This is a genomic window from Azohydromonas caseinilytica (assembly GCF_012927045.1).
GTDB lineage: Bacteria > Pseudomonadota > Gammaproteobacteria > Burkholderiales > Burkholderiaceae_C > Azohydromonas > Azohydromonas caseinilytica.
In genome coordinates this window covers 17,424-32,574 of the sequence record NZ_JABBFW010000006.1, presented here as the reverse complement: position 1 = coordinate 32,574, position 15,151 = coordinate 17,424, and the positions used below count along the sequence as shown (strand labels likewise).

Sequence of the window (15,151 nt, the reverse complement as noted above, 5' to 3'; positions counted from 1 at the left end):
TCTGGCTTCTAAGTGAAGTAATCCCGTTCGTCCTGAGGTATCGAAGGATGAACGGCCCCTGCCGTGGTGCCGCCATCGCAGCCTTTCGGATTCGTACTTCGATACCTCAGTACGAACGGGTCATTTCACGACCAAAGTGGAATCGGTATCAAATCAATCCTTCAAACGGCAGCACGTCCACCAGCTCCCCGGCAGCCACATTCCCCTGCTCGTGCCCCAGCACGATCAACCCGTTGGCCTCGCTCATGCTGCGCAGCACGCCGGAACCCTGGCTGCCGGTGATGCGCACCGTCCAGGCGCCGTCGGCGCCGCGCTCGACGATGCCGCGCTGGTACTCGGTGCGGCCGGCCTTCTTGCGGATTGGGCCGGCGCTGGCGGCGCGGAGCATCGGCAGCGGCGCGCCTTCCGCGCCCGCCATGCGCAGCAGCGCGTCGCGCACGAAGGCGTAGAAGGTCACCATCACCGCCACCGGGTTGCCCGGCAGCCCGAACAGCACCGCCTGGTGCCCCGGCTCGCCGATGCGGCCGATGGCCATGGGCCGGCCCGGGCGCATCGCGATCTTCCAGAACAGCACCTCGCCCAGCCCGGCCATCACCTGCTTGGTGTGGTCGGCCTCGCCCACGCTCACGCCGCCCGAGGTGATCACGGCATCGGCGCAGGCCGCGGCCTCGCGGAAGGCAGCTTCCAGGGCGGCACGGTCGTCGCGCACCACGCCCATGTCGATCGCCTCCACGCCCAGGCGCTGCAACATGCCCCAGATCGTGTAGCGGTTGCTGTCGTACACGCAGCCGGCGTCCAGCGGCTCGCCGATGGAGCGCAGCTCGTCGCCGGTGGAGAAGAAGGCCACGCGCAGGCGCCGCCGCACCGGCACCTCGGCCTGGCCCAGCGAGGCCAGCAGGCCCAGGTCGGCCGGGTGCAGCACGCGGCCGGCGCGCAGCGCCGGGGCGCCGCGCTTGAGGTCTTCGCCCGCCAGGCGGCGGTTGTCGCCGGCACGCACCACGCCGGCGGGCAGCAGCACCTTGCCATCGACGAGCTTGGTGAATTCCTGCGGCACCACGGTGTCCAGCCCGGCCGGCATGACAGCGCCGGTCATGATCCGCACGCAGTGCCCGGCCGGCACCTCGCCCTCGAACTGCGCCCCGGCCAGGCCGGTGCCGGCGATGGCGAGCAAGGTGTCACCCTCGGCCGCCATGTCGGCGCTGCGCAGGGCAAAGCCGTCCATGGCCGAGTTGTCGTGCGCCGGCACGTCGATGGGAGAGATGACGTCACGCGCCAGCACCCGGCCCAGCGCGCTGCGGATCGCCAGGCTTTCCACCACCTGCACGCGCGGCACCATCTGGCTGATGAAGGCCTGGGCCTGCGCCACGGGCAGGGCGTTGGGGTCGTAGCCGCTGAGGCAGGAGGCGATGTCGGCGAGGGAGTTGTTGTTCATGGGCTCTGGGGCTTGGTCCGTTCGCCCTGAGGTATCGAAGGGCGAATCCGTCAGGCTGTGATGGCTACACCCCGGCGGGGGCCGTTCATCCTTCGATACCTCAGGACGAACGGAAATGCGCAGCCAGATCGGTCAGATCAAACGTCGAGCTGGCGCAGATCGGCCAGCGTGTTGGCGTTGAAGAAGGCCGCGGCGTCGTCGAAGGGCACTTCCACGCGGCGGTGCTGGCCGGTCCAGCGGTCGATCTTGCGGCCGCCCTCGCCGGTGAAGCGCACCAGGCTCTCCAGCAGCGACGCCTTCATCAGGCAGAACACGGGCTGCACCTGCGGGCGGCCGTCCTCCTCGGTGATGGGCATGGCGATGTCCGCGCCCTCGGCCTCGGCGGCGTCGGCCAGGCGGCGCACCAGGTCCTCGGGGAAGCGGGGCGTGTCGCAGGGCACGGTCACGAGCCAGGGCGTCTCGCAGTGCTCCAGCCCGGCCAGGAAGCCGGCCAGCGGCCCGGGGAAGTCGGGCAGGGCGTCCGGCCACACCGGCACGCCGAAGGATTCATAGGCGGCGAGGTTGCGGTTGGCGTTGACCAGCAGCGCGCCCACCTGCGGCTGCAGCCGCAGCAGCGCGTGCAGCGCCATCGGCATGCCGTGCAGGTTCTGCAGGCCCTTGTCCACGCCGCCCATGCGGCTGCCGCGTCCGCCGGCCAGGATCAGGCCGGTGATGTCTTGGGTGTCGATCATTGGGAGCGGGCGCGCGGGTCTTCGTGGGGTAGCGGATAAGGGTCGGCGCTGCGCGCCGGCCCCTGCATGACGCGGCGCACCCAGCAGCCGATGGCCACGGTCAAGATCATGGTCAGCCCGAACACCAGCGCGCCGATGACGATGTAGTCCACCAGCAGCTGCTGGCGCACCGGGTCGTCCGACAGGCCCGGCTGCATGAAGTGCTTGGCGAACTCGCCCAGCAGCAGCGGCAGCCCCAGCGTGGCCGCGGCCGTGCCGAGCAGCAGGCGCTTGCAGGAGCCCGTCATGGGCAGGAAAGCCATGGCCTCAACCTCCGATGTAGTGCATCTCGACGCGGCGCTGGCCCGTCCCGGTGTCGGCCTGCATCGCGCCGCGCAGCTCGGAGTAGCGGTCCCCGCGCTCCTGCCAGATCAGGCCGATGGCGGCGGCGATCTGCTCATCGCTGGCGCCGCCGCGCAGCAGCGCGCGCAGGTCCTGCCCCTGCGAGGCGAACAGGCACAGGTACAGCCGCCCCTCGGTGGACAGCCGCGCGCGGTTGCAGTCGCCGCAGAAGGCCTGCGTCACGCTGGAGATCAGCCCGACCTCGCCGGCACCGTCGCGGTAGCGCCAGCGCTCGGCGGTCTCGCCGGTGGCGTTCGGTTCCAGCGGCTCCAGCGGGAACACCTCATGGATGCGCTCGCGCACCTGCGCCGAGGGCAGCACGTCGTCCATGCGCCAGCCGTTGGAGGCGCCCACGTCCATGAACTCGATGAAGCGCAGGATCACCTGGCCGTCGTAGTGCTCCCGGAACCAGCGCGCCATGGGCACGATCTCGTGGTCGTTGGTGCCGCGCTTGACCACCATGTTGACCTTGATGGGGCCCAGGCCGACGCGGCGCGCCTCCTCGATGCCGGCCAGCACCTCGGCCACCGGGAAGTCCACGTCGTTCATGCGCCGGAACACGGCGTCGTCCAGCGCGTCCAGGCTCACCGTCACGCGCTTGAGACCCGCATCCTTCAGCGCCTGGGCCTTGCGCGCCAGCAGCGTGGCGTTGGTCGTGAGGGTCAGGTCCAGCGGCTGGCCGTCCGGGGTGCGCAGCTCGGACAGCATGGCGATCAGCGTCTCGACGTTCTTGCGCAGCAGCGGCTCGCCGCCGGTGAGCCGGAGCTTGTGCACGCCGTGGGCGACGAACAGGCGCGCCAGCCGCGTGATCTCCTCGAAGCTCAACAGCGACGACTGCGGCAGGAAGCCGTAGTCGTTGGTGAAGATCTCCTTGGGCATGCAGTAGCTGCAGCGGAAGTTGCAGCGGTCGGTGACCGAGATGCGCAGGTCGTGCAGCGGGCGGCCGAGGCGGTCGGAGAGCAGGCCGCTGGGCGGCGTGAGCTGCTCGGGAATGCGCGGCGTCGCCGCGGCGTAGCGCAGGTCGGCTATGGGAATCGCTCGTTCGGCCATCCCGCGATTGTGCCCCTCACCCAAAGGCTGGCCTTGAATCAGGTTGGCTTTCAGGCCTCGGGCGCCGGGGCGGCACCCGGGATGTGTCTCAGGGGCTGGGCTGCTGGACGCTCACGCCGCGCAGCATCTGCGCGCCGTCGGCGCCGGGCACGCGGCGCGCGCCGGTGAAGCGGCGCGCCCAGTAGGCCTCGCGCATGTCCTCCATGCGCACCACCTGGCCGGTGCGCGGGGCGTGGATGAACTTGCCGTCGCCCACGTAGATGCCCACGTGCGAGAAGGTGCGGCGCAGCGTGTTGAAGAACACCAGGTCGCCGGGCTTGAGCTCGTCGCGGGCGACGTTCTCCAGGCCGTCGGCCTTGGCCTGCTCGTCGGCACGGCGCGGCAGCACCAGGCCCAGCGTGCGCTCGAACACGTGGCGCGTGAAGCCGCTGCAGTCGAAGCCGGTCTCGGCCGAGTTGCCGCCGCGCCGGTAGGGCACGCCCAGGAAGTCCATGGCCGACAGCACCAGGTCCGAGGCGCGGTCCCGCATGTTCTGCACCAGCGGCATCGCGCTCGACGGCAGCAGCCCGCGCTCGAACAGCAGCTGCGTCACGCCGTCGGACGCGGGCGCCTCCGGGTTGTGGGCCGGGGGCGCAGCCCGCACTCCGCCGGCGGCGAGCAGGGCACACGAGAGCAGGAGGGAGGGCAGGGGCAGCTTCACGGGCGCGGAGAATACCACGGTCAGGGGGATGGACTTTTCGGTAAAACTTGGCGTGTTCCACCACGTGGTAGGGCGTCAGCATGCCGTCAGGGCATCGGCATGCAATTCACCCCTCAAAAAGCAGGCGCCGCCCCGCCGGCCGCTCGCGCAGCAAGGAGACAAGCCCGATGTTCCAAGCCCTGTACCTGCACAAAGACGCTGGCGGTTTCAGCGCGGCACTGCGCGAGTTGCCGCCGCTGGAGCCGGGCGAGGGCGAGGTGCTGGTGCGCATCGAGTACTCGACGCTGAACTTCAAGGACGGCTTGGCCATCACCGACCGCGCGCCCGTGGTGCGCAGCTTCCCGATGGTCCCGGGCATCGACGGCGCCGGCACGGTGCTGATCAGCCGCCATCCGGACTGGAAACCCGGCGACCGCGTGGTCAGCACCGGCGCCGATGTGGGCGAGCTGCGCTGGGGCTGCCTGGCGCAGCAGGCGGTGCTGCCGCCGGACGGTATGGTCAAGCTGCCCGATGGCTTCAGCGCCCGCCATGCCATGGCCGTGGGCACGGCCGGCTTCACCGCCGCGCTGGCGGTGCTGGCGCTGGAGCGGTACGGCCTGCCGCCGGGCGGCGAGGTGCTGGTGACCGGCGCCACCGGCGGCGTGGGCAGCATCGCCGTGGCGCTGCTGGCGCGCGCCGGGCACCGCGTGACGGCGCTCACCGGCAAGCCGGCCGAAGCCGACTACCTGCGCGAGCTGGGGGCCGCTGACATCCTGGACCGCGCCACGCTGGCCGCGCCGGGCCGGCCGCTGCAGAAGGAGCGCTGGGACGGCGTGGTGGACGCGCTGGGCAGCCACACGCTGGTCAATGCGCTGGCGCAGACGAAGCGCGACGGCGTCGTGGCAGCCTGTGGCCTGGCCCAGGGCGGCGACCTGCCCGGCACCGTGATGCCCTTCATCCTGCGCAACGTGACGCTGGCCGGCATCAACAGCGTCTGGCCGGCGCGCCCGCTGCGCGAGGCGGCCTGGCAGCGCATCTTCGAGGCCCTGGACACCACGCTGCTGGACCGGCTCACGCAGGAAATTTCCCTGGCTCAGGCGCAGGAGGGCGCCCGGGCCCTGATGGAGGGCAGGGTGCGCGGCCGCATCGTGGTGCGCATCGACGCCTGACCCCCTAAGCAGGACGCGGTGCCCGGACACTGTCGTCATACCAAATTTTGAATTCATTATTTCGCATCCAAGCAGGAGCCCCACTATGAGCTACGCGGACTTTCACAAGCGCTCGGTCGAGCAGCGCGAGGACTTCTGGGCCGAGCAGGCGCAGTTGATCGAATGGCACAAGCCCTTCGAGCAGGTTTGCGACTACAGCCGCGCGCCCTTCGTGCGCTGGTTCCCGGGCGGCGAGACGAACCTGTGCCACAACGCGGTGGACCGCCACCTCAAGGACCGCGCCGACCAGAACGCGCTGATCTGGGTCTCCACCGAGGTGGACCAGGAGCGTGCCTACAGCTTCCGCGAGCTGCATGCCGAGGTGCAGCGCATGGCGGCGGTGCTGCAGGCGCAGGGCGTCAAGAAGGGCGACCGCGTGCTGCTGTACATGCCGATGATCCCGGAGGCGGTGTTCGCGATGCTGGCCTGCGTGCGGCTGGGCGCGATCCACTCGGTGGTGTTCGGCGGCTTCGCCAGCCACAGCCTGGCCAGCCGCATCGACGATGCCGCGCCGGTGGTGGTGGTCAGCGCCGACGCCGGCTCGCGCGGCGGCAAGGTCATCCCGTACAAGCCGCTGCTGGACGAGGCGCTGCGCCTGGCCAGCCACAAGCCGGCCAAGGTGCTGCTGGTGGACCGTGGCCTGGCGCCGATGGAGCGCACCGAGGGCCGTGACGTGGACTACGCGTCGCTGCGCGAGCAGTTCATCGACGCCGAGGTGCCCGTCACCTGGGTCGATGCCACGCACCCGAGCTACACGCTCTACACCAGCGGCACCACCGGCAAGCCCAAGGGCGTGCAGCGCGACACCGGCGGCTACACCGTGGCGCTGGCCGCGAGCCTGAAGCACATCTTCCAGGGCGACCCGGGCGAGACCTTCCTGTGCACCAGCGACATCGGCTGGGTGGTGGGCCACAGCTACATCGTGTACGGCCCGCTGATCGGCGGCATGGCCACCGTGCTGTACGAGGGCCTGCCCACGGTGCCCGACGCCGGCATCTGGTGGAGCCTGGTCGAGAAGTACAAGGCCACGGTGATGTTCAGCGCCCCCACGGCCATCCGCGTGCTCAAGAAGCACGACCCGGCGCTGCTCAAGAAGTACGACCTGTCCTCGCTGAAGGCGCTGTTCCTGGCCGGCGAGCCGCTGGACGAGCCCACCGCGCGCTGGATCAGCGACGGCCTGGGCTGCCCGATCATCGACAACTACTGGCAGACCGAGACCGGCTGGCCGATCCTGTCGATCGCCAACGGCGTGGAGAAGCAGCCCAGCAAGTTCGGCAGCCCCGGCGTGCCGACCTACGGCTACGACGTCAAGCTCATCGACCAGCAGACCGGCGAGGAGCTCGATGGGCCCGACCAGAAGGGCGTGGTGGTGGTGCAGGGCCCGCTGCCCCCGGGCTGCCTGCAGACGGTGTGGGGCGACGACGACCGCTTCGTCAAGACTTACTGGCAGAAGGTGCCGGCGCTGGACGGCCAACCCGAGCGCTGGCTGTACAGCACCTTCGACTGGGGCATCCGCGACAAGGACGGCTACTACTTCATCCTGGGCCGCACCGATGACGTGATCAACGTCGCCGGCCACCGCCTGGGCACGCGCGAGATCGAGGAGAGCATCTGCAGCCACGCGGCCGTGGCCGAGGTGGCGGTGGTGGGCGTGGCTGACCAGCTCAAGGGCCAGGTCGCCATGGCCTTCGCGGTGCTGCGCGACGCCTCGGCGCTGGGCGACGAGGCGCGCCTGGCGCAGATCGAGGGCGAGATCATGAAGACGGTGGACGCCCAGCTCGGCGCCGTGGCCCGTCCGGCGCGCGTGCGCTTCGTCTCGGTGCTGCCCAAGACGCGCTCGGGCAAGCTGCTGCGCCGCGCCATCCAGGCCGTGTGCGAGCAGCGCGACCCGGGCGACCTGACCACCATGGAAGACCCGGCCGCGCTCAAGCAGATCAGCGACCTGGTGACGGTGAAGTAATCAAGGACGTTGCGAGGAGGGGAAAGGGCCGCGAAAGCGGCCCTTTTTTCGTCAGTGGTTGCAGGGGCAACGCGCGTGCTCAGCAGCACTTCCCCGCCCGCCCCCCATACCGCGCCTGCTGCCGCTCCCTGAAGAAGGCCTCGTAGCTCATCGGCTCCTGGTCGGGGTGGGTGCGCTGCATGTGCTCTAGGTAGCCGCCGTAGTCGGGCAGGCCCACCATCAGGCGCAGGCCCTGCGCGAAGTAGCGGCCGGCCTGGCCCAGCCGGGCCAGGCCTTGCGAGGCCTTGGCCTCAGGCATGGGCCGCCGCCTTGGCGTCGGCGCTCAGGCGCTCGTAGGGCATCTCGCGCGCCGTGGGCTGGCGGCTGGCGCGGGCGGCCAGCACCGAGCGCACCGCGTACACGAGGATGCTCACCACCACGAACATGAACAGCGCGCACAGCGCGGCATCGAGCCGGTCGTTGAAGATCACGCGCTCCATCGCCTCCGGGGTCTTGGCCGGGGCCAGCACCTGGCCCTGGGCCAGCGCGTCGGCGTACTTGCGGGCATGCGACAGGAAGCCCACGCGCACGTCCTCCGAGAAGATCTTCTGCCAGCCCGCCGTGAGCGTGCACAGCAGCAGCCAGATCGTCGGCAGGATCGTCACCCAGGCATAGCGGTCCTTCTTCATCCTGAACAGCACCACCGTGCCCAGCAGCAGCGCCACCGCGGCCAGCATCTGGTTGGCGATGCCGAACAGCGGCCACAGCGTGTTGATGCCGCCCAGCGGATCGACCACGCCCTGGTACAGGAAGTAGCCCCAGGTCGCCACGCACAGGCCCGTGGCCAGCAGGTTGGCCGGCAGCGACTCGGTGCGCTTGAGCGCGGGCACGAAGCTGCCCAGCAGGTCCTGCAGCATGAAGCGGCCGGCGCGCGTGCCGGCGTCCACCGCGGTGAGGATGAACAGCGCCTCGAACAGGATGGCGAAGTGGTACCAGAAGGCCATCATGGCCTTGCCGCCGATGACCTGGTGCAGGATGTGCGCCATGCCCACGGCCAGCGTGGGCGCGCCGCCGGCGCGCGCCAGGATGGTGTTCTCGCCCACGTCCTTGGCGGTCTGCACCAGCATCTCCGGCGTGATCACGAAGCCCCAGGTGGACAGCGTGGCTGCCACCGCCTCGGGCGTCTTGCCCACCAGCGCGGCCGGGCTGTTCATCGCGAAGTACACGCCCGGCTCGATGCACGAGGCCGCCACCAGCGCCATCACCGCCACGAAGCTCTCGGCCAGCATGCCGCCGTAGCCGATGTAGCGCGCGTGCGTCTCGTTCTCCAGCATCTTGGGCGTGGTGCCCGAGGAGATCAGCGAGTGGAAGCCGGAGACGGCGCCGCAGGCAATGGTGATGAACAGGAAGGGGAACAGGTTGCCCGCCCACACCGGGCCGTTGCCGGCGGCGAACTGCGTGAACTTGGGCATCTGCAGCGTGGGCGCCACGATCAGGATGCCCACGGCCAGCGCCACGATGGTGCCGATCTTGAGGAACGTGGAGAGGTAGTCGCGCGGCGCCAGCAGCAGCCACACCGGGATGGACGCGGCCACGAAGCCGTAGCCGATGAGCATCCAGGTCAGCGCCTTGCCGTCGAAGGTGAACAGCGGCGCCAGGGTGGGGCTCTCGTGCACCCACTGGCCGCCCAGGATGGCGCCCATCAGCAGCACGAAGCCGATGACGGAGACCTCGCCGATGCGCCCGGGTCGGATGAAGCGCAGGTACACGCCCATGAACAGCGCCACCGGGATCGTCGCCGCCACCGTGAAGGTGCCCCAGGGCGACTCGGCCAGCGCCTTCACCACGATCAGCGCCAGCACCGCCAGGATGATGATCATGATCATGAAGGCGCCGAACAGGGCGATCAGCCCCGGCACCGTGCCCATCTCCTGCTTGACCAGGTCGCCCAGCGAGCGGCCGTCGCGGCGCGTGGAGATGAACAGCACGATGAAGTCCTGCACCGCGCCGGCGAAGACCACGCCGGCCAGTATCCACAGCAGCCCGGGCAGGTAGCCCATCTGTGCCGCCAGCACCGGCCCCACCAGCGGGCCCGCGCCCGCGATGGCGGCGAAGTGGTGGCCGTAGAGCACGTGCTTGTTGGTGGGCACGAAATCCAGGCCGTCGTTGTACTTCCAGGCCGGGGTCTGGCGTGTGGCGTCCAGCCCCAGCACCCGTTGCGCGAGGAACAGGCTGTAGTAGCGGTAGCCGATCAGGTACACGCACACGGCCGCGACGACGACCCACAGCGCGCTGACGGCCTCGCCGCGCGACAGGGCCACGGTGGCCAGCGCAAACGCGCCTAGCAAAGCCACGCCCGCCCAGGCGAGGTGGCGACGGATGAGGGACATGAGGGGGCTCCTCCGGAGCGCGCCGGGCAGGGCTCAGGCGCCCAGCGCGGGTGGTGATGGACAGGGGCGTCATGGTCCGCATCGGCGCCCCCCGTCGCATCCGTCCCGTCCCCGGTGCCGCCTGCGTGGCGCCACCTAAGGGTCAACCCCTAGATTTCAGGGATTGCGGGCGTGCTCCAGCGCGTAGCGCATGAGATCGGCGGGGGTGTCCAGCGCCAGCTTGCGCTTGATGTTCTGGCGGTGGCTCTCGACCGTGCGCACCGACAGGTCCAGCGCGCGCGCGATCTGCTTGCTGCTTTCGCCGCGGGCCAGCGCGCTGAGGATTTCGCTCTCGCGCGGCGTGAGGATGGGCTTTGGTGCCTGGGCCCGGAACAGGCGCTGCGTCACGCCAGGGCTCAGGAAGGTGCCGCCGGCGCGCACCGCCTCGATGGCGGCCAGCAGCTCGTCGGCCGAGGCGTCCTTGAGCACGTAGCCGCGCGCGCCGGCCTGGAGTGCACGCTGCACGTACTCGGGGTTGTCGTACATGCTGAACATCAGCACGTGCAGTCCGGGGCAGCGCTCGATCATCCGGGCCGCCAGCTCGATGCCGTTGCTGTCGCTGCCCTTGAGGCCCACGTCCATCAGCACCAGGTCGGGCCGCTCGCGCAGCAGCGCCTGCAGCGCCGACCCGGCCGCGCCGGCCTCGGCCGTGACCGCGTAGCCGCCCTCGGCCTGCAGCCGCGCGCGCAGGCCTTCGCGCACCAGCGGGTGGTCATCGACGAGCAGGATGCGCAGCGGCTTCGCGGGAGGCAGGCTCATGGCGCGGGATTGTCGCGTGCGAGCTGCGCCAGCCGCGCCGCGTCGATCACGGCCTCGACCTGCGTGCCATGGCCCGGGCGGCTCTGCAACTCCAGCCGGCCGCCGATGGAGGTCAGCCGTTCGCGCATGTTGCGCAGGCCGATGCCCGGGCCCGGCTGCTCCTGCGCCGCCTCGGCGTCGAAGCCGCGGCCGTCATCGAGCACGCGCATGGCCACGCCGCCCTCGGGCGCGAACTCCAGCGTCAGCGCCACATGGGCCGCGCCGGCGTGCTTGGCGACGTTGGTCAGCGCCTCCTGCGCCACGCGGAACAGCACGGTGTTGACGACCTCGGGCAGCGCGCGCGGCGTGCCCTCGACCGAGGCGCCGGCCTGCACCGCGCCGCTCTCGGAAAACTCCTGCGCCAGGTGCGCCAGCGCCGCCGGCAGGCCCAGCGTGTCCAGCAGGGCCGGGCGCAGGCTGTGCGAGATGCGCCGCACCTCGTTGAGGCTGTCGCCCAGGCGCTGCGCGGCCTGCTGCAGCAGCTCGGGCCGGGCGTCGCGCTGGGCGGACTCCACCAGCAGCTTGATCGACACCAGGTGCTGGCTCAGGCCGTCGTGCAGCTCGCGCGCCAGGTGCGCGCGCTCCTGCTCCTGCAGCCGCACCACCTGGTGCGCCAGCGCGCGCAGCTTGTGCTCGGCCGCGCGCTGCTCGCTGAGGTTGAGGGCCAGGCCGCTGGCGCTGATGAGCAGCAGCGCCGTCAGCGCGATGCCGCCGATGAGCCACAGCGTGCGCGCGACGTTGGCGCGCGCCTCGCCTTCGAGCTGGGTAAGTGCCGCCTGGATGTCGTCCAGGTAGAGCCCGGTGCCGAGCATCCAGTCCCATTGCGGCAGCGCCACGACGTAGCCCAGCTTGGGCGCCATGCGCGCGCTGGAGGGCTGGCGCCACAGGTACTCGACATAGCCGCCGCCGGCCTTGGCCTGCGCGATGAGGCGCTGGATGGTGGGCTCGCCCTTGGGGTCGCGCAGCGCCCACAGGTTCTGCCCGACCAGTTCGGGCTGGCGCGAGTGCATCAGCACGCGACCCTGCAGGTCGTAGACGAAGAAGTAGCCGTCGGTGCCGTAGTCGAGTTGAGCGATCAACTGCAGCGCCTGCTCGGCGGCGGCCCGGCGCCCGGCCTCGTCCAGCTTGGCGGAGCGTTCGTACAGCGGGCGCACGTTGCTCACTGCCAGCTCCACGTAGTGCTGCAGCTCGCCGCGGCGCGCCTCCATGTACGCGCGCTGCACCGCGGTGCGCTCGCGCTCCAGCAGCTCGTGCTCCTGGTGCACCACGGCCCAGGCCACCAGGCACAGCGCCGCCACCAGCGGCAGGATCGCCAGCAGCAGGATCTTCAGACGCAATTTCATCGGGGGCGGACTGTAGCGCCGGCGCCCGGGCGGGCCGGAAAAGAGAAAGGGCTGCCTGCGCAGCCCTTGTTGCCTTGGCGCCGAGCGCCGTCGGCGCTTACAGCACTTCCGAGGCGAAGTCCGCCAGCCTGGAGCGCTCGCCGCGCGCCAGCATGACGTGGCCCGAGTGCGGCCAGCCCTTGAAGCGGTCCACGGCGTAGGTCAGGCCCGAGCTGCCCTCGGTGAGGTAGGGCGTGTCGATCTGGGCCAGGTTGCCCAGGCAGACGATCTTGGTGCCCGGGCCCGCGCGCGTGATGAGCGTCTTCATCTGCTTGGGCGTGAGGTTCTGCGCCTCGTCGATGATCACGTACTTGTTGAGGAAGGTGCGCCCGCGCATGAAGTTCAGGCTCTTGATGCGGATCTTGCTGCGCACCAGCTCGTTGGTGGCGGCGCGGCCCCACTCGCCGGCACTGGAGTCGCTGCGCGCCAGCACCTCCAGGTTGTCGTCGAGCGCGCCCATCCACGGGCCCATCTTTTCCTCCTCGGTGCCGGGCAGGAAGCCGATGTCCTCGCCCACGGGCACCGTCACGCGCGTGACGATGATCTCGCTGTAGCGGCGGTCATCGAGCACCTGCGACAGCCCCGCGGCCAGCGTCATCAGCGTCTTGCCGGTGCCCGCCGTGCCGGTGAGGGTGAGGAAGTCGCACTCCGGGTCCATCAGCAGGTTCAGCGCGAAGTTCTGCTCGCGGTTGCGCGCCGTCACGCCCCACACGGCGTTCTTCTGGTGCGTGTACTCCTTGAGCGTCTTGAGCACGGCGCTCTTGCCGGTGATCTCGGTGACGCGCGCGTACAGCGGCGCGGCGCCGGGCGTCTCCAGGTAGACGAACTGGTTCACCAGCAGGGCAGGGACCAGCGGGCCGCTGATGCGGTAGAAGGTGTGCCCGCCCTGCTGCCAGCTCTCCATCGTCTTGCCGTGGCGCTCCCAGAAGTCCGGCGGCAGCTGCAGCACGCCGGTGTAGAGCAGATCGACGTCGTCGAGCGTCTTGTCGTTGAAGTAGTCCTCGGCGGCCAGGCCCAGCGCGCGGGCCTTGATGCGCATGTTGATGTCCTTGGACACCAGCACGACCTCGCGCTGTGGCTGTTGTTCGCGCAACGACTGCACCACGCCCAGGATCTGGTTGTCGGCCTTGCCCTGGGGCAGGCCCTGGGGCAGCCGGGTTTCCAGCAGCTGGGTCTGGAAGAAGAGCTTGCCCAAGGCCTCCTTGTGGCCGGTCTTGGCCAGCGCGATGCCTTCGGCCGGGTCGAGCTTGGCGGCGTCGGGGCCGCCGGCCAGGGCGTCGAGGTCGCGGCTGACCTGGCGCACGTTGCGCGAGACCTCGCTCATGCCTTTCTTGTGGCCGTCGAGCTCCTCGAGCGTGATCATCGGCAGGTAGATGTCGTGCTCGTCGAAGCGGAACAGGCTCATCGGGTCGTGCATGAGCACGTTGGTGTCGAGCACGAAGAGCTTGGCCGGACCGGTGCTGCGCGGCTTGCGCGGGCGCGGTGCCGCCTTGGTGTTGGGCGACTCGGGCTGCGCGCTGGGCGCGGCCGCCACGGGAGGGGTGACTTCAAGGGGCGGAGCCGCGGCCTCGGCGGCGTCGTTGCGCAGATCCAGCAGTGCCGGCTCGGCTTCCGCGGCAGCGGCCCGTTTCAAGCCGCGTTTGCCGCCTTTGGGAGCGGCTTGCGACTCGAAGTCGGCAGGCGTGAGCTGAGCGGCTTTGCGGGCAGGCGGCTTGGGAAGGGGCATGAAGGTCCTCTGGAAGATCCAATTGCGGAGGCCAAAAACGCCGAAGCCGCACGGTCGGCAACGACGGTGCGGCTTCGGCTCGATGCGCGCTGAGAGCTCAGGGGCATGCAGCCATCATAACCCGCTCGAACGAGGGGATAACTGCTGCAACAAGGCCTCGGCGCCATGGCGCGTTTCTAGCAGCTTGCATGCCTGTGGCAGCGCGGGGCGGTGCCTGGTGGGGTTGTCATGCGGGCGTAAAAAAGCCGGCGCAGGGGGCCGGCTGAGTGCGTCGGCGCACGGAACTGGTGCGCCGCGTCGGAATTCGCGCCTGGATCAGGCCGTGGTCTTGAGTGCCTTGACGGCCTTGAGGACCTCGTCCACATGGCCGGCAACCTTGATGCCGCGCCATTCGGCGCGCAGCACGCCGCTCTGGTCGATGAGGAAGGTGCTGCGCTCGATGCCCTTGACCTTCTTACCGTACATGATCTTGTTCTTGACCACGCCGAACATGTGGCAGAGCTTTTCCTCGGTGTCGGCGATGAGGTCAAAAGGCAGTTCCAGCGTCTGGCGGAACTTGTCATGCGAGGCCATGTTGTCGCGCGACACGCCGAACACGACTGCGCCGGACTTCACGAATTCCTTGTGTTGATCGCGGAATTGCAACGCCTCGGTGGTACAACCGGGGGTATTGTCTTTGGGGTAGAAATAGAGCACCACGATCTGCCCCGCATAGGCGGCGGGCGTGAATTTGATGCCGCTTGTGGCGAGCGCTTCGAATTCCGGAAGGGGCTTGTTCAGGGCAGGCGTCATGGAGGAGTGTTTCTCTTCTCGCTATGGGGCCGGGCAGCGCCGGAGCAACTGTTTATTATAGACCGGCGCCGGTTACGGCTGCTTGCGCCAGGAAATAGCCCTGGGCGAATTCCACCGAATGCGCGGCAGCCGCCGTGACGCGGCGCAAAAAGCGCCGGCCCACGACAGCAGAGATGGGCGTCCGCGAGCGGATTTCAAGCTTCGGCTCAGCCGCGCTCCAGCAGCAGCGCCGCGGCCACGATGCGGCCTTCGCTGGCCAGCACGTTGTAGGTACGGCAGGCCGCGGCGGTGTCCATGGTCTCCACGCCGATGCCGGCCTGGATCAGCGGGCGCAGCAGCGCGGGCCTGACGAAGCGCAAGCGCGGGCCCGAGCCGAAGATCACCAGCTCCGGCCGCAGCTGCAGCAGCTGCGCGAAGTGCTCCTCGGCAAGCTCCTCGAAGCGCTGCACCGCCCAGGGCAACGGGTCGCCGCGCACGGGCACGAGCACGCTCTCCACCCATTCGGTGGTGTTGACCCACAAGCGCTGGGGCTCATGGCGCGAAATGGCATTGACGCCTTCGAGTCGATCGGGCTGGAACTTCACGTGGATAATTCTAGTTTTCG

Annotated in this window: 14 protein-coding genes; 2 read left to right on the top strand and 12 right to left on the bottom strand. The window is 69.8% G+C overall.

The features are described from left to right. Window positions 1–148: 148 nt before the first annotated feature. From moeA to HHL10_RS10325, 5 genes are all read right to left on the bottom strand, one after another. Window positions 149–1,432: a molybdopterin molybdotransferase MoeA gene (moeA, locus tag HHL10_RS10345; RefSeq protein WP_169160294.1), complete on the bottom strand. Its 1,284-nt coding sequence runs from the start codon at window positions 1,430–1,432 to the stop codon at window positions 149–151. A gap of 137 nt (window positions 1,433–1,569) precedes the next feature. Continuing rightward, the gene (gene mobA, locus HHL10_RS10340) at window positions 1,570–2,163 is read right to left on the bottom strand and encodes a molybdenum cofactor guanylyltransferase MobA (RefSeq protein ID WP_169160293.1); all 594 of its coding nucleotides are present in this window, start codon (window positions 2,161–2,163) and stop codon (window positions 1,570–1,572) included. Beyond that, window positions 2,160–2,465 carry a hypothetical protein gene (locus tag HHL10_RS10335; protein WP_169160292.1) on the bottom strand — a complete coding sequence of 102 codons (306 nt, stop codon included), beginning with the start codon at window positions 2,463–2,465 and terminating at the stop codon, window positions 2,160–2,162. The genes mobA and HHL10_RS10335 overlap by 4 nt, the downstream gene beginning before the upstream one ends. 4 nt (window positions 2,466–2,469) lie before the next feature. Further along, window positions 2,470–3,594 carry a GTP 3',8-cyclase MoaA gene (moaA, locus tag HHL10_RS10330; protein WP_169160291.1) on the bottom strand — a complete coding sequence of 375 codons (1,125 nt, stop codon included), beginning with the start codon at window positions 3,592–3,594 and terminating at the stop codon, window positions 2,470–2,472. A gap of 88 nt (window positions 3,595–3,682) precedes the next feature. Further along, on the bottom strand, window positions 3,683–4,288 hold the full coding sequence (locus HHL10_RS10325; protein ID WP_235971342.1) for a C40 family peptidase: 606 nt from the start codon (window positions 4,286–4,288) through the stop codon (window positions 3,683–3,685). Window positions 4,289–4,461: 173 nt separating this feature from the next. Here HHL10_RS10325 and HHL10_RS10320 point away from each other — a divergent pair, with 173 nt between their 5' ends. Further along, entirely contained in the window at window positions 4,462–5,442 is a 981-nt protein-coding gene (locus tag HHL10_RS10320; protein ID WP_169160290.1) for an MDR family oxidoreductase, read from the top strand. An 85-nt stretch (window positions 5,443–5,527) separates the two neighbouring features. Beyond that, window positions 5,528–7,441 (top strand): propionate--CoA ligase, encoded by a 1,914-nt coding sequence (locus HHL10_RS10315; RefSeq protein ID WP_169160289.1) that lies wholly within the window; start codon window positions 5,528–5,530, stop codon window positions 7,439–7,441. Window positions 7,442–7,520: 79 nt separating this feature from the next. Here the strand turns inward: HHL10_RS10315 and HHL10_RS10310 are convergent, their stop codons facing one another. The 7 genes from HHL10_RS10310 to HHL10_RS10280 all read right to left on the bottom strand — a co-directional run bounded on the left by HHL10_RS10310 (window position 7,521) and on the right by HHL10_RS10280 (window position 15,131). Continuing rightward, entirely contained in the window at window positions 7,521–7,739 is a 219-nt protein-coding gene (locus HHL10_RS10310) for a YbdD/YjiX family protein (protein WP_169160288.1), read from the bottom strand. Further along, complete coding sequence (locus HHL10_RS10305; protein ID WP_169160287.1) at window positions 7,732–9,810, bottom strand: carbon starvation CstA family protein; 2,079 nt, start codon at window positions 9,808–9,810, stop codon at window positions 7,732–7,734. Before HHL10_RS10305 ends, HHL10_RS10310 begins: the two co-directional genes overlap by 8 nt. Window positions 9,811–9,966: 156 nt before the next feature. Continuing rightward, window positions 9,967–10,608 (bottom strand): response regulator transcription factor, encoded by a 642-nt coding sequence (locus HHL10_RS10300; protein ID WP_169160286.1) that lies wholly within the window; start codon window positions 10,606–10,608, stop codon window positions 9,967–9,969. After that, window positions 10,605–11,990: a cache domain-containing protein gene (locus HHL10_RS10295; protein ID WP_169160285.1), complete on the bottom strand. Its 1,386-nt coding sequence runs from the start codon at window positions 11,988–11,990 to the stop codon at window positions 10,605–10,607. The genes HHL10_RS10300 and HHL10_RS10295 overlap by 4 nt, the downstream gene beginning before the upstream one ends. 97 nt (window positions 11,991–12,087) lie before the next feature. Next, the gene (locus HHL10_RS10290; RefSeq protein WP_169160284.1) at window positions 12,088–13,755 is read right to left on the bottom strand and encodes a PhoH family protein; all 1,668 of its coding nucleotides are present in this window, start codon (window positions 13,753–13,755) and stop codon (window positions 12,088–12,090) included. Window positions 13,756–14,070: 315 nt separating this feature from the next. Further along, window positions 14,071–14,547 carry a peroxiredoxin gene (locus tag HHL10_RS10285; protein ID WP_169160283.1) on the bottom strand — a complete coding sequence of 159 codons (477 nt, stop codon included), beginning with the start codon at window positions 14,545–14,547 and terminating at the stop codon, window positions 14,071–14,073. Between the two features lie 206 nt (window positions 14,548–14,753). Continuing rightward, the gene (locus tag HHL10_RS10280; RefSeq protein ID WP_169160282.1) at window positions 14,754–15,131 is read right to left on the bottom strand and encodes an Mth938-like domain-containing protein; all 378 of its coding nucleotides are present in this window, start codon (window positions 15,129–15,131) and stop codon (window positions 14,754–14,756) included. Between the last annotated feature and the right edge of the window lie 20 nt (window positions 15,132–15,151).

Coding starts and splice junctions, on each gene's coding strand:
- moeA (WP_169160294.1), bottom strand. CDS start 1,432: ATGAACAACAACTCCCTCGCCGACATCGCCTCCTGCCTCAGCGGCTAC.
- mobA (WP_169160293.1), bottom strand. CDS start 2,163: ATGATCGACACCCAAGACATCACCGGCCTGATCCTGGCCGGCGGACGC.
- HHL10_RS10335 (WP_169160292.1), bottom strand. CDS start 2,465: ATGGCTTTCCTGCCCATGACGGGCTCCTGCAAGCGCCTGCTGCTCGGC.
- moaA (WP_169160291.1), bottom strand. CDS start 3,594: ATGGCCGAACGAGCGATTCCCATAGCCGACCTGCGCTACGCCGCGGCG.
- HHL10_RS10320 (WP_169160290.1), top strand. CDS start 4,462: ATGTTCCAAGCCCTGTACCTGCACAAAGACGCTGGCGGTTTCAGCGCG.
- HHL10_RS10315 (WP_169160289.1), top strand. CDS start 5,528: ATGAGCTACGCGGACTTTCACAAGCGCTCGGTCGAGCAGCGCGAGGAC.
- HHL10_RS10310 (WP_169160288.1), bottom strand. CDS start 7,739: ATGCCTGAGGCCAAGGCCTCGCAAGGCCTGGCCCGGCTGGGCCAGGCC.
- HHL10_RS10305 (WP_169160287.1), bottom strand. CDS start 9,810: ATGTCCCTCATCCGTCGCCACCTCGCCTGGGCGGGCGTGGCTTTGCTA.
- HHL10_RS10300 (WP_169160286.1), bottom strand. CDS start 10,608: ATGAGCCTGCCTCCCGCGAAGCCGCTGCGCATCCTGCTCGTCGATGAC.
- HHL10_RS10295 (WP_169160285.1), bottom strand. CDS start 11,990: ATGAAATTGCGTCTGAAGATCCTGCTGCTGGCGATCCTGCCGCTGGTG.
- HHL10_RS10290 (WP_169160284.1), bottom strand. CDS start 13,755: ATGCCCCTTCCCAAGCCGCCTGCCCGCAAAGCCGCTCAGCTCACGCCT.
- HHL10_RS10285 (WP_169160283.1), bottom strand. CDS start 14,547: ATGACGCCTGCCCTGAACAAGCCCCTTCCGGAATTCGAAGCGCTCGCC.